Origin of the sequence: Amycolatopsis kentuckyensis (assembly GCF_002155975.1) — a bacterium.
GTDB lineage: Bacteria > Actinomycetota > Actinomycetes > Mycobacteriales > Pseudonocardiaceae > Amycolatopsis > Amycolatopsis kentuckyensis.
In genome coordinates, this window is record NZ_MUMI01000001.1 from 14,507 (window position 1) to 27,202 (window position 12,696).

Annotated in this window: 10 protein-coding genes; 6 read left to right on the forward strand and 4 right to left on the reverse strand. The window is 71.3% G+C overall.

Annotated features, from left to right (window positions below):
- Positions 1-45 precede the first annotated feature (45 nt).
- Together CCN39_RS00060 and CCN39_RS00065 are read left to right on the forward strand one after the other, a co-directional pair.
- A complete protein-coding gene (locus tag CCN39_RS00060; protein ID WP_143263854.1) occupies positions 46-1,491 on the forward strand; it encodes an MFS transporter in 1,446 nt (481 codons plus the stop codon).
- Positions 1,492-1,505: 14 nt separating this feature from the next.
- Positions 1,506-2,138 carry a TetR/AcrR family transcriptional regulator gene (locus CCN39_RS00065; RefSeq protein ID WP_086837744.1) on the forward strand — a complete coding sequence of 211 codons (633 nt, stop codon included), beginning with the start codon at positions 1,506-1,508 and terminating at the stop codon, positions 2,136-2,138.
- On the opposite strand, the gene CCN39_RS49980 is transcribed toward CCN39_RS00065, so the two are convergent.
- Together CCN39_RS49980 and CCN39_RS00070 are read right to left on the reverse strand one after the other, a co-directional pair.
- Positions 2,135-2,305, reverse strand: coding sequence for a hypothetical protein (locus CCN39_RS49980; protein ID WP_158104463.1), 171 nt, complete (start codon positions 2,303-2,305; stop codon positions 2,135-2,137). The two genes, CCN39_RS00065 and CCN39_RS49980, sit on opposite strands and share 4 nt — an antisense overlap.
- Positions 2,306-2,865: 560 nt before the next feature.
- Positions 2,866-5,064, reverse strand: coding sequence for a helix-turn-helix domain-containing protein (locus CCN39_RS00070; protein ID WP_086837745.1), 2,199 nt, complete (start codon positions 5,062-5,064; stop codon positions 2,866-2,868).
- A 380-nt stretch (positions 5,065-5,444) separates the two neighbouring features.
- Between CCN39_RS00070 and CCN39_RS00075 the strand changes: the two genes are divergently transcribed.
- On the forward strand, positions 5,445-6,428 hold the full coding sequence (locus tag CCN39_RS00075; RefSeq protein ID WP_086837746.1) for a hypothetical protein: 984 nt from the start codon (positions 5,445-5,447) through the stop codon (positions 6,426-6,428).
- Positions 6,429-6,613: 185 nt separating this feature from the next.
- A complete protein-coding gene (locus CCN39_RS00080; RefSeq protein ID WP_086837747.1) occupies positions 6,614-7,456 on the forward strand; it encodes a hypothetical protein in 843 nt (280 codons plus the stop codon).
- Here the strand turns inward: CCN39_RS00080 and CCN39_RS00085 are convergent.
- Positions 7,445-8,146, reverse strand: coding sequence for a TioE family transcriptional regulator (locus CCN39_RS00085; protein ID WP_086837748.1), 702 nt, complete (start codon positions 8,144-8,146; stop codon positions 7,445-7,447). The genes CCN39_RS00080 and CCN39_RS00085 overlap by 12 nt on opposite strands.
- Before the next feature lie 17 nt (positions 8,147-8,163).
- Here CCN39_RS00085 and CCN39_RS00090 point away from each other — a divergent pair, with 17 nt between their 5' ends.
- Together CCN39_RS00090 and CCN39_RS00095 are read left to right on the forward strand one after the other, a co-directional pair.
- Positions 8,164-9,159 (forward strand): erythromycin esterase family protein, encoded by a 996-nt coding sequence (locus tag CCN39_RS00090; RefSeq protein WP_086837749.1) that lies wholly within the window; start codon positions 8,164-8,166, stop codon positions 9,157-9,159.
- 78 nt (positions 9,160-9,237) lie between these two features.
- Complete coding sequence (locus tag CCN39_RS00095; protein ID WP_086837750.1) at positions 9,238-10,167, forward strand: hypothetical protein; 930 nt, start codon at positions 9,238-9,240, stop codon at positions 10,165-10,167.
- 45 nt (positions 10,168-10,212) lie between these two features.
- On the opposite strand, the gene CCN39_RS00100 is transcribed toward CCN39_RS00095, so the two are convergent.
- Positions 10,213-12,537, reverse strand: a complete 2,325-nt coding sequence (locus tag CCN39_RS00100; protein ID WP_086837751.1) for a chitobiase/beta-hexosaminidase C-terminal domain-containing protein — start codon at positions 12,535-12,537, stop codon at positions 10,213-10,215.
- Positions 12,538-12,696: the final 159 nt, after the last annotated feature.

A 12,696-nucleotide genomic window follows, 5' to 3' on the forward strand; every position in this document is an offset into this window, starting at 1 on the left:
CGCCCGCCGGACTCAGTCAAACGTTTAGTTGACAGAGTTGTCCGGTTGGTTGACGATGGCTGCGTCAAGGTCGTCGTCGAGGAGAGGTACGTCGTGGAGAAGCACGCGCTCAGGTGGTGGGCACTGGCGGTCGCGGTTCTCGCGGTGCTGGTGGACATGATCGACAACCAGATCGTCGCGGTGGCCCTGCCGACCATCCGGCGGGAGCTCGGCACCGGCGAGGCCGCGCTGCAGTGGATTTCGGCCGGGTACGCGCTGGGCTTCGCGCTCACGCTGATCACCGGCGGCCGGCTGGGTGATCGCCACGGGCCGAAGAAGCTGTTCGTGGCCGGCATGCTCGTGTTCACGGCGGCCTCGCTCGCCGCCGGGCTCGCCGGGCACGTCGGCGTGCTGATCGCCGCGCGCGTGGTGCAGGGCGTCGGATCCGGGCTGATGGTGCCGCAGGTGCTGTCGTTCGTCCACGCGGAGTTCGACGAGCGGGAGCGCCCGAAGGCGATGGCCTGGTACGCGGCCGCGTTCCCGGTCGGCGGGCTCGCCGGGCCGCTGCTGGGCGGCGCGCTGACCGAGGCCGACCTGTTCGGCACCGGCTGGCGGGCGATCTTCCTGGTGAACCTGCCGATCGGCGTGCTCGCGCTGGCCGGCGCGCTGGTCACCATGCCGGCCCGTCCGGGGTTCGTCCGGCACCGGATGGACCCCGTCGGGCTGGGGCTGCTGACCGCCGCGCTGTTCGCCGTGTTCTACCCGCTGGTGCAGGGGCGCGAGCTGGGCTGGCCGGCGTGGTCGATCGTGCTGCCGGTGGCGGCCGTCCCGCTGGCCGGCGTGTTCGCGTGGCACCAGCGGCGCCAGTTCCGCCGTGGCGGGGAACCGCTGCTCCCGCCGGACCTGCTGCGGCAGGTGGCCGGCAGCCAGGCCGTCCTGCTCTGCGTCAACACCGGCGTCGGCGTCTTTTTCGTCCTGACGCTGCACCTGCAGGTCGGGCTCGGGTTCACGCCGTGGGAAGCGGCTTTGACGTTCGCGCCGTCGACGCTCGGCATCGTCGTGGGCAACGTCCTGGCCATGCGCCTGGCCCCGAAGTTCGGCCGGGTGTTCACTGCCGGCGCCGTCGCCGTGGTGCTGGCGGGGCTGGTGCTGCTCGCCGTCCTGGTGTCGCAGGGGGACTCCGCGCTGAGCGGCTGGGCGTTGGTGGTGCCCGTGATCGCCGTCGGGCTGGGCATGGGCGCGGTGCTGAACTCGCTGTTCGCCGCGTCGATGGCGGGGATCCGGCCCGAGCGGGCCGGCGCGGCGTCCGGCGTCGTGAACACGACCGTCCAGCTCGGCACGGCGACCGGGATCGCCTTGTTCGGCACGGTCTTCTTCGCCCGGCTGGACGGCGGATCCGCGACGGCGACGGCGAGCGCGCTGGTGGTCAGCGCCGGGGTGCTCGTGCTGGGCCTCCTCCTGACGGCGGCGCTGCCTCAACCGTCTGTTCGGCAGAGTCATGCGGTTGGTTGACGTATAGTCGCGGCGTGACCGCGTCGAAGCCCCGCCGTTCGCCGAAGCCCCAGGAGCGCCAACGGGATCCGGAGCGCACCCGCCGGCTGATCCTGGAGGCGGCGGGCGCGGAGTTCGCGGCGAAGGGCTACGCCGGCGCGCGGATCGCGGCGATCGCGGCGCGGGCCGGGGTGAACCAGCAGCTGATCTCGTACTACTTCGACGGCAAGGAAGGCCTGTACCGGGCGATGTCGGAGGGGTGGGGCGAGCGGCAGAGCGAACTGATGGCGCCGGACCTGCCGCTGTCCGAACAGGTCCGCCGGATGGCCCTGGAGACACTGGCGAGCCGCGACGGCGTCCGGCTGCTGGCGTGGTCGGGGCTGGAGTACGAGGGCCCGGACACCGACCCCGACCACGCGCCGCGGACGCAGCGCCTGACGGGGACGGTGGCCCAGCTCGAGGCCCTGAAGGCCGAGGGCCGCTTGCCGGATTGGGTCGACCCGGAGTGCCTGACGGTCCTCGTGATGGCGGCGGCGATGGCCCCGGTGACACTGCCGCACGTGGTGGACGGGCTGACCGGGACGGAGGCGGACTCGCCCGAGTTCGTCCGGCGGTACGCCGACCAGCTGGCCCGGCTGATCGAGCACCTGGAGTCCACCGGCGGTTAGTGCGCGACGGGTTCGGCGGCGGCGGTGGAGGTGGACACGGCCGGCCCGGACCCGGGCGTACCGGCCGGCGCGGCGGGCCCGGCGAGCGCCAGCCCGGCGACCAGCGCGAGCGCGACGATGCCCAGCGCCGTGCGGAGCAGGGCGGAAACGGAACAGACGACCATCATGGCAGGCTCCTCGGAATTCCCCGGTGAACGGGATTCGGTGGATTTCACGGTGGTTTCGCGAAATTCCGGTCTGCATTGATGGTGCGCGCCGGAAGCCCGTCGCGACAAGGCGTTTCCCGTTGCCGGCAACGTCTTTCCCCAGGAAACACCGGGGCGCGGCGGGGTGCCGCCCGCGGAATTCAATGCGTAGTCATGACGGCAACCTCACGCTGGATTCGGCTTCCCTGCCGTTGATCGCCGCACCGGAAGCCTTCGCTACCACGACGGGCGCGGTGGCCAGTTAGTGTCCTGCTTCTGACCCGTTTTTCGCAGGGCAGCCCAGCTGCGGACGCCTGGGGTCACTCGCGAGCAAGCAAGTCACCCTCGGTCGCTCGGCGAGCAGGCGCCCCCGGTCCGCTCGGCAAGCGGGCCGCCCGCGCCACTCGCGAGCAAGCGGGCCATCCCCGGTCACTCGGCAAGCGGGCCGCCCCCGGTCGCTCGCGAGCAAGCGAGCCGCCCCCCCCGGTCACCCGGCGAGCGGGCCGCCCCCGGTCACTCGGCGAGCGGCCGAGCCGCTCCGGTCACTCCGCGAACGCCGGCCGGTTGCGGTATTCGGCCTCGCCGAGGACCGCCGGGTTGAGCTTGACCCGGTACGCCGCCGCCTCCGTCCACCAGCGCTCTGCGCCCTCGCGGTCTCCTCGGGCGGCCGCCGTGTTGCCCAAGCCCGTCAGGGCCCGGGCGCGCTCGTACTCACTTCCCGCGTCGTCGGCCAGCTCGGCCGCTCGGTGGTAGCCGCTTTCGGACTCCGGCCAGCGGCCGGCGCGGAAGTGGACCCAGGCCTCGCAGTTGACCGACATGGCCCGGTCCACCGGCAGCTGGGCGAGCTCGGCCGCCTCCGCCGCCGCGGCCAGCGCCTCGGGAAACCGGTCCAGCGCCACCGATGCGAGCGCGATCCCCCGCAGCGCGATCACCACGTTGCGGGTCCGGCCGGTCCGGCGGTACACCGCCAGCACCGTCGTCAAGTCGGCCAGCGCCGGCTCGGCCTCGCCGCGGTACAACCGGGCCCACGCCAAGCTGGACAACGCGTCGATCGAGCCGCGATCGTCCCGGGCCAGCTCGAACTCCGCCTGGGCCTGCTGGTGGAAGCGGACCGCGTCGTCGGGGCGGCCCGACTCGATGTGGGCCATGCCCAGGTTGTTGAGGATCATGCCCGTCGCGCTCGGGTCGGCGGCCGCCCGGGCCGCTTCCAGCGCCCGCTCGTGCGTGCGGATCCACGGTTCGAACAGCTTCTCGCGGAAGAAGAACGCGCGGAGCACGAACGCCAGCTGCCAGCAGCGGTCGGACAACCCGTGCCGGGCCGCGGAATCGACGATGTCCGCGAGCGTCGGCCACTGCGCGCCCAGCCAGGCGAGTGCGCCTTCGGCGTCCGAGAACGGCACGTCGGCCGGGGCGGGCAGGCCGGTGGGCGGGCGGAAGCGGTACGGCTCGGCGAGCTCGTCGGCCGCCACCGTCAGCGCGACCAGGTGCTCGACCAGCCGGCGGACCGCGACTTCGCGGTCGTCCGGCTCCACCTGGGGCAACGCGTGCTTCGCCGCGAAGGTGCGCATCAGGTCGTGGAGCTCGACGTACCCGCGTTCGTCGCGGACGACCAGGTGCGCGTCGTGCAGCCGGTCGACCAGCCGGTCCGCTTCGCCCGCGTCGAGCCCGGCGAGCGCTTCGACGGCGCCGGTCTCCGCGGCCGCCGCGGGGTGCAGGGCGAGCAACCCCAGCAGCCGCCGCTGGTCGCCCGGCAGGGCGTCGTACGAGACGGCGAACGCGCTGGCGACGCTCCGCTCGCCGTCCTCCAGCGCGCCGAGCCGGGTCGTCTCGTCGGCCAGGCGGTCGCGCAGCTTCGCCGCCGTCCAGCCGCCCGCGATGAACCGGGCGGCGACGATCCGCACCGCGAGCGGCAACTGCCCGCAGTACCGGACGATCTCGGTCGCCACCTCGTCGTCGGCCGGTGCGTGGTCGCCGGCGACGGACCGCAGCAACCGCACGGAGTCGCCCAGCGGCAGCACCCCGACCGGGAAGTGCCAGGCGTCGTCGAGCGCCGGCAGCCGGCCGCGGCTGGTCACCAGGATCCGCGACGACGTCTCGCCGTCGGCGATGGCCCGGATCTGCTCGGCGGACCGGACGTTGTCGAGCACGAGGATCATCCGCCGCCCGCGCAGCTGGTCGCGGACCAGGTTGGCCAGGCCGTCCTCGTCGGCGGGCAGCTGGTCGGCCGAGACGTCCAGCAGGCGCAGCAGCCGGTGCAGGGCTTCGCCGGGCGACAGCTCGACGGCCCCGGGGGTGTGGCCCCGGAGGTCGAAGAACAGGCAGCCGTCCGGGAACGTGTCCGCGACCTGCCGCGCGGCGGCGACGGCCAGCGCCGTCTTGCCCGCGCCCGCCATTCCGTGCACCACGCCCACCCGGGCGTCGTCCGGTCCGAGCAGCAGCGCGGAAAGCGCCGCCAGTTCGGTTTCGCGGCCGACGAAGTACCGGCCGCTGTCCGGCAGCCCGGCGATGCCGCCGGCGCTGCGGCGCGCGGGGAATGCCGATTCCGCGACGAGGGCGAGCAGTTCTCCGCCGGCCTCCAGCGCCTGGTCGCAGGCCTTGGCGAGGTCGCGGTTCACGCGGACCTTGCCGTTCTCCACCTTGCTGAGGTAGCCCTTGGTGAAATGGACGGACGCAGCGAGTCCGGTCAGTGACATGCCGACCGACATCCGTCGACGTTTCAATTCCGCTCCAAAGTCCGGCATGGGTCGATCATCCTGTAATCGGCGAACGGGGGGAAGGTCCGCCGGCGGCCCGGGCCCGCCGGCGAGGTACTGGTCAGCCCAGCAGCGAGACCAGCTGGCCGAGCACGATGACGAGGTGCGTGTGCATCGCGTTCCCCTTTCCGGATCACCGCCGCCGCGGTATATCCCGCGGCGGCTTCCTTGGTTGCCGAAGGATTTCGGCTGACCAAGCTTGACCCGGCGAATTGCCCGGCGGCAGACGTTTCCTGTTGCCGCTGAATGGAAATCGCTGACCTGCGGTGTTTCCCGGATCCGGAAACCGCCGGAAACAGGTGACGGCGTCGTGGAGCGCGGCGAAGGTGGGTAGACTTCCACACAACGACCAAGACGGAGGTGACGGCTTGGCTCAGCAGGCGGCCGAAGCGAAGATCAACGCGCTCTCAGCGGAGCTGAAACTGCTCCGCAAGGGGCTCGGCATCCAAGCGAAGACCCTGCCTGCGCTCGTCGGGGAACAGTTGCGCGAAGTGTGCGGCGTCGACGAAGACGACACGCCGGGAACGGTTCGCGGCAAGGTGGTCGAAACGCTTCGCCGGCTGATCGAAAAGCTGCCCGAATCGCACCGGCGGACGGCGCGGATCGTCCTGGGTTTCGGCACCGGCGCGAACGAGCGCTACACCCAGCGCCTCGAACTGCTGGGCACGGGCGCCGACCGGAACGTGCGCACGATGCAGCGGCGCGCCGACGACGTCATCTACCTGATCGCGGAGGCCGCGTACGGCGCGCCGTCGCCCTACGGCGGCTCGGCCGTCAGCGACGACGGCCCCTGGCACACGTCGGCGCTGGCGGTCCGGCTGACCTTGACGGGGGTGGCCGCCGCCGAGGTCTTCGAGACGCGCCGGGTGGTCAGCCACGTCGCCGGGCTCGCCGAGGTCGAGCACGCGATCTCCCTGGCCCGGCCGGCCAGCACCACCGGCCAGCCGGACCTTTCGGGCCTCGGCATCGACGTCGTCGCCGGCGGCGAGGTGCATTCCGTGCGGATGGTCAGCTCGTCCCGGGTCGCGTTCAGCCTGCGGCCCCCGCGGCCGCTGGACGCCGGCGACGAGCACGAGTTCTTCTTCCGCATCCGGGTCGACGAGCTGCCGTCGCCGTTCTACTGCTGCACGCCGGAGTTCCCGTGCGAGAGTTTCGACCTCAACGTCCGGTTCGACCGGCGGCAGCCACCGCAGCGCGTCTGGCGCATCGACGGCGAATTCTCCAAGGACGCCCAGGACCCGCTGACCGCGCGCAAGCCGCTCTTCCTCGACAACGCGGGCGAGGTGCACACCGGATTCCGCGACCTGCGGCCCGCACGGTCCTACGGCGTGGGCTGGCAGCCCGCTTCTTGAACCGCCAGCCGCATCCCCGGGAGCCGGAGCGAACCGGCTGTGCGGTGTCCGCTCCATGCTCCTCCTCGCCGTGACCGCCACTGTCCACAATGCCGTATCGGGCGGGGGTGGAACGCGACGAAAACCGGACAAGAACTCGACAGCGTCAAACCGGCTCGCCGGCCGCATCCGTGCCATCATCGGGCATGGTCACCCGTGAACCCGAGCTCAACAGCGGGGTGCTGCCCGGGAACGTGCGCGCCGACGACTGGATCATGCTGGTGCTCGCCGCCGGTTCGGTCGGGCTGCTGGGGTTCATGGTGCTCAGCCCGCCCGCGCGGGACATCGGGCTCGTCATCTTCTCCGTCGACTGCGTGATCTGCGGGGTCTTCCTGCTCGAGTTCCTGTGGCGGTGGCGCAAACGGCGGTGGGCCCGGAAGTTCCTCGTGCGCAACTGGTACGAGCTGTTCGCCATGATCCCGGTCGCCCACCCCGCCATGACCGCGCACAAGTTCGTCAGCGTCGTGCTGCTGCTCGTGCGGATCGGGCGGGCCGCGGACCGGGCCGTCGGCGAGCAGTTCACCTACCGGCTCGTCGACAAGCTCTCCGAGCCGATCGTGAAGGCGATCAAGAAGCCGGTGACCATCGCGGTGCTCGACGAGGTCGTCAAGGTCCTGGAAACCGGCAACTACCCGGAGAACCTGGCCAAGTCGCTCGGCGCGCACAAGGACGAGCTGCGCTCGATCATCGCCGAGAAGATCGCCGCGGACCCGCAGCTCGGGAAGCTCAAGCGGCTGCCCTTCCACGACGAAATCGTGCGCGCCTGCGTCGACACCTCGTTCCGCGTGCTGCTCGAAGTCCTCCTCGACCCGCGGATCGACGACTTCTTCTCCGCCGTGGTCCGCGAAAACCGGGAGCAGATCCGGCTGGCCGTGCAGCTCGGCCTCAACGAAGTCGACGACGAAGACCAGGAGAAGGTGCTGGGGGTGCGCACCCAGCGCGCGGCCGCGCACGAGTACGACCGGCTGCACCCGGGCTCACGGCCGTGACGCCAGGTACGCGCTGAGCCGGGCGGCCGCGTCGAGCATCGCCAGGCCGCGGGCGGTCAGCCGGTCCTGCCAGGTGGCCAAGGCGTCCACCAGCGACTCGGTGCCGCCCGCGGTGCGGACCTGCTCGACCACCGTCGCGATGTGGTCCAGGGGGTAGCCGCCGCGGCGGAGCAGGTGGGCCAGTTCGGCGTCGCGGATGTCGGCCGCCCGGAAGACCCGGTGGCCGGTGGCCCGGTTCCGCGAAGGCACCAGGATGCCCGCGCGTTCCCAGGCCCGCACGGTCGCCGCGGTGACGCCGAGGCGGTGCGCGAGCTCGCGGATCGACCAGCCGGTCGCGGCCGATCCGGGGGTGGGCCCGGTCGTCAGGTGCCCGATCGCCGTGCGGACCGTGTTGAGGGTTTCGCGGTCCCGGAGCAACTGCTCGTGGCCGCGGTCGACGAGCGTCAGCGCGCGGGCGAGGTCGTCGTCGTTGACGGCGTGCATGATCCCGCCGGCTGTCGCGTGCCCGTAGGCCGGGACCAGCGCCAAGAACGCCCGGAGGGCGGCCGCGTGTGCTTCCGTGTAGACCCGGTAGCCGCTCGGCGTGCGGGCCGCCGGCGGGAGGAAGCCGTCCTGTTCGTAGTTGCGGACCGCCTGCGTGGAGATGCCGTGCTCGCGGGCGAGATCCGCAGGTCTCAACCGAGTCTTCAAGGATACGATTCAACCACATGGACCTCACCGACTGCACCGCCGAACTGCTCGGCCTGGGCGAGCCCACCCACTTCGAGCCGGCTTGCGCGTGGCTGCGCAACGACCTCTTCGCCCAGCTCGCCGAGCACGGTTTCCGGTCGATCGCCCTGGAGACCGACCGCGTGGCCGCGCTCGACGGCGGCTTCTCGCACGACCTGGGCGAGGTGGCGGCCAACCGGCAGCTGCTCGCGTGGCTGCGCGAGTACAACGAGCAGGCCGACGAGCCGCTGACCTTCCACGGCTTCGACGCCCCGGCCGAGATGTTCAGCGCTCCCAGTCCCCGCACCTACCTCGAGCACGTCCGCGACTACCTCGGCCTCGACGTCGACATCGCGGCCCTGACCGGCGCCGACGAGCGGTGGAGCCGGTCCGAGGCGATCCTCGACCCGGCTCAGTCGCCCGGCGCCACCGCCGAGGCCCGTGAGCTGCGGGTCCTCGCCGACGACCTGCTCGTCGCCCTCCGCGCCCGGGCCCCGCGGCTGGACGCCGCTTGGCGGCGGGCCGAGGTGCACGCCGTCGCGGGCCGCGGCCTGCTGCGCTACCACGCGGCGTCGGCCCGGCCCGGCGACCGCGACACGAGGATCGCGCGCCTCGCGGGCATGCGCGCGGTGCTCATGGCCGAGAACCTCCTCGACATCCGGGCGATCGAGGCCGGCCGCGGCCCGACGCTGGTCTTCTCGCACAACAGTCACCTCCAGCGTTCGGGAACGGGTGCGGGCGCGATCGTCGGGGCGCTGCTCGGCGACCGGTACGCCTTCGTCGCCGGCAGCCTGGGCCACAGCGAGGCGATCGGCCTCGGCGAACCGGCGCCGGACACCTACGAAGGCCGGCTGCAGCAAGGCACCGAGACCTGGAAACTGACCGCGGACCTCCCGGACGGCCGCAAGCGCACCGACACCAAGCCCGAACGCGGCTACTTCGGCCTCGACGCCGACGTGCTCGACGGCGCCGCCGCGGTGTGGCACATCGCCTGACCGCGCGGAAAGCCCGCCCTGCCCACGCGGGATTGTGCTTAGCTGGAGTTGACACAGGATTCACATGGGGGGTTTCCGATGAGAGTTCGTCATGGGGTCGCCGCACTCCTGGCCGTGGTGGCGTTCGGCGCCGTCCCGGCCCAGGCGAGTGCCGCCACCCCGATCGCCGAGCCGGCCGTGACGTCGGCCGAGTACCCCGACGACAACGCCTGGCACCCCGGTGCCGGCGTGCCGGGCTCGTTCACCTTCAGCGCCAACGGCGAAGACTCGGTCGTCGGGTTCTACTGGGGCAACACCGATCCGGCCGGCACCTTCGTGGCGGCGGACCACGCGGGCGGGTCGGCGACGGTTTCCTACACGCCGCAGGCGTCCGGGCCCAACGACCTCTACGTGACGAGCGTCGACAGCGCGGGCAACCGGTCGCCGCAGCACGTCCACCACTTCTACGTGCAGTCGACGGAGCCGCTGGTCAACGGGCCCCGGGAAACCGGGGTCGGGATCCCGGCCGAGTTCCGCTTCTCGCCCGGCATGGCCGATGTCGTCTCCTACACCTACCGGATCGACGACGGGCCCGAGACCACCGTGGCGGCCGGGGCCGACGGAACCGTGACCGCGAACGTCGTCACGGCGACCCGGGGTTTCCACCGGCTCAACGTGTGGAGCACGACCGGCGCGGGATTGACGTCCGGTATCGCGAGCAGGGGCTACCCGGCCAGTGACGCTCCGCTGGTGGCGAGCACCGACTACCCGGACTTCGTCAGCAGCGGCGGCCCCGGCGTCACCGGCACCTTCACCTTGACCCCGCGCATGCCGGGCGTCGTCGCGTACGTCTACTACTTCTACGAGGACTGGGACAACCCGACCGTGGTCCCGGCCGGCCCCGACGGCCGGGCGAGCTTCACCTTCACGCCCGACGCGTCGGGTTTCTTCCCCATGCAGGTCTACAGCCGGACCGCCGACGGCACCCAGTCCGGCCTCGGCCGGGAGTACTACATCGTGGTGAAGTGATCGGGTGAAGGACGCCTTCGGCGCACCGAAGGCGTCCTTCACCGCTTACGGGTAGCTGACCACGTTGACCGGCACCGTGCCCGAAGGCGTGACACCGCCGGTGTCGTTGATGACGTGGGTGATCGTGCCGCGGTAGTTGAGCGACACCGTCAGCAGGCTGTGGAACCGGACGCCGCTGTTGTTCGGCACCTCGAACGCGTGGTAGCTGGACACCGCGGGGTTCGTGTCGAAGAAGCAGTAACTCCCGAGGCCCCAGGCCTCATGGGACGTCACGTTCGACCCGACCTTGTACGCGGCGTACCCGGCGACACCCGATGGCGCGTTCCACGACGCCTGGTTCGGCACGTCGTAGGGCATCTCGTTCTGGAAGAAGATGGTCCGGCCGCCCTGGCCGTTCCAGATCACCTGGTACTTCTGGTAGTGCTCGACGAACAGGCCGGTGGCCAGCACGTTCGCGCCGTTCACCACGAGCCCGGTGTCGGCGGTGTTGGTGTTCCAGCCGTAGGTGCCCGCGTTGCCGTGGTCGGCCCGCCACGCCCAGATGTGGTCGATGATCGTGTTGGCGCTGTTGACGATCAGGCTGTTCGTCGCCTTGCCGGCGATCGCGCCGCCGATCCGGAAGAACACGTCCTGGACCGTCGTCGGGTTCCCCGCGTGCGACGCCGACGAGCCGGACTGGCCGACCGTGAGCAGTGCCTGCGAGTTCGTCGTGCCGGCGTCGAAGAGCAGGCCCTTGAGCCGGACGCCGTCCACATCGGACACCTGCATCGCGTTGACGCCGTTGTCCGGCACCAGCGTCGGGTAGCCGATGCCGAGGACGGTCGTGTTCGCGCGGGTCACGTTGAGCGTCTGGTTCAGGTGGTAGACGCCCGGCGTGAAGAACAGGTTGCAGCCCGCGGCAAGGGCGTTGTTGATCGACGCGGCCGTGTCGCCGGACTTGACGACGTAGAACTGGCTCATCGGCAGCGACGAGCCCGGGGTGCTGCCGTTCGCCCAGCTCGGGCCGGACGCGTTGGTGCGCAGCGAGGGCAGGAACACGCGGTACTTGCCGGTGCCGTCGACGTAGAGGTAAGGGACGTCGCGGGAGACCGGGGTGGTGGCCAGCGTGGTCTCCGGCGGGTTCGGGAACGTGTTCGCCGGCGCGCCGCTGGTGCCGGAGAAGACCATGTTCCAGACGCCGCCGTTCCAGCTGCCGAGCTGCGAGTCGCGGGTGTACCACTGCTGCTGCGACACCGACGCGGCCTGGCCGGCCACCTTCGTGTCGGCGATGTAGCCGCCGCTGGCGTAGCCGTAGCTCGCCGGGTACAGCTGCAGCCCGCCGCGGACGTCCATCCGGCGGAACGGCGCGGCCTGCGCGACCGCCCACCGCTCGTTGCCGCCCGAGGGGTTGACGGCCATGTTCTCCGCCGAGCGCCAGAAGTTCTGCAGTGCGACGCCGTTGTCGGAGGCGTTGAAGGCGTCCACGGTGACGTCACCGTTGATCAGCACGTCACCGGGGTTCTGGCCGAGGCCGGCCACCGAGGTGTAGAAGCCGACGTTGTCGTGCACGCCTGAGTAGGTGCCCGGCTTGAACAGGTGGGCGACGCGCCGGTCCGCCATCTGCGCGGTGAGCGTGTCCTTCTGGTTGTTGAAGTCGGTGTCCAGCTGCGCCTGGATGGTCGCCGCCGACATGCCCGGGTCGAAGATCCGCACGTTGGGCCCGAAGTTCGGGGTGTCGGACTGCGTCGGGCAGCCGGCCTGGGTGCCGATCGTGTAGCTCGCGCTCGACACCGCGGAGTTCGCCGAACCCGACTTGGTCGCGATGGCGTTGACCGTGCGGGAGGTCGGGACGCTGATCGGTCCACTGTAGAGCGGCGAGGACGCGGTGGGCGTCGATCCGTCCACTGTGTACCGGATGGTCGCGCCCGCGGTGGCGCTGCTGATCGTCACCGTCTGGGCACTCGAGTACGTCCCGCCGGGCGGGCTGAAGGTCGGCGCCGCGATCGTCGTCGTGCCGCCGCCGACGGTGTAGCTGAAGTGCGGGGTGTCGTACTGCGGGCCGCTCTTCTCGTAGGTGAACCAGTAGTCGAGGACGTTTCCGCTGCTCAGGCCGTTGACCGTGGTCCGCCAAGTGCCGGAGCCGTTGGTCATCCGGACGTTCTGCTGGCCGACACCCGGCACGCCGGTGTAGTGGACGTCCACGTACAACGCCGGGGTGGCCGGGGTGAAGCTGATCTGCACCTGACTGGCGCTGGGCTGGCTGACGCTCTGGGTGTAATCGTCCGCGGCCAGCGCGGCCGGGGCGCTCAGCCCGGCCGCCACCAGCACTGCCGAGGCGACGAGCGCGAGGCCCGGGCCGCGTCGTCGAAGCTTGTCCAAGGTCCGGTTCACGCCGTGACACCTCCGCCGTTGGGGATCCACGAGGCATTTGTTGCGAGTCACAACAAAGTAACTCCCGCTCACCGGCGCTTCGATCACTTTTCGGTAACACTTGTCTGGACCAATAACTCGGCCGGGTGAGAAGGTTCGTGACTCTTCGTCCGGTTCGCC

Excerpts from the sequence above, each read along its gene's own strand:
- CCN39_RS00095 (WP_086837750.1), top strand. The coding sequence starts at position 9,238 with ATGAGAGTTCGTCATGGGGTCGCCGCACTCCTGGCCGTGGTGGCGTTC.
- CCN39_RS49980 (WP_158104463.1), bottom strand. The coding sequence starts at position 2,305 with ATGATGGTCGTCTGTTCCGTTTCCGCCCTGCTCCGCACGGCGCTGGGC.
- CCN39_RS00070 (WP_086837745.1), bottom strand. The coding sequence starts at position 5,064 with ATGCCGGACTTTGGAGCGGAATTGAAACGTCGACGGATGTCGGTCGGC.
- CCN39_RS00080 (WP_086837747.1), top strand. The coding sequence starts at position 6,614 with ATGGTCACCCGTGAACCCGAGCTCAACAGCGGGGTGCTGCCCGGGAAC.
- CCN39_RS00090 (WP_086837749.1), top strand. The coding sequence starts at position 8,164 with ATGGACCTCACCGACTGCACCGCCGAACTGCTCGGCCTGGGCGAGCCC.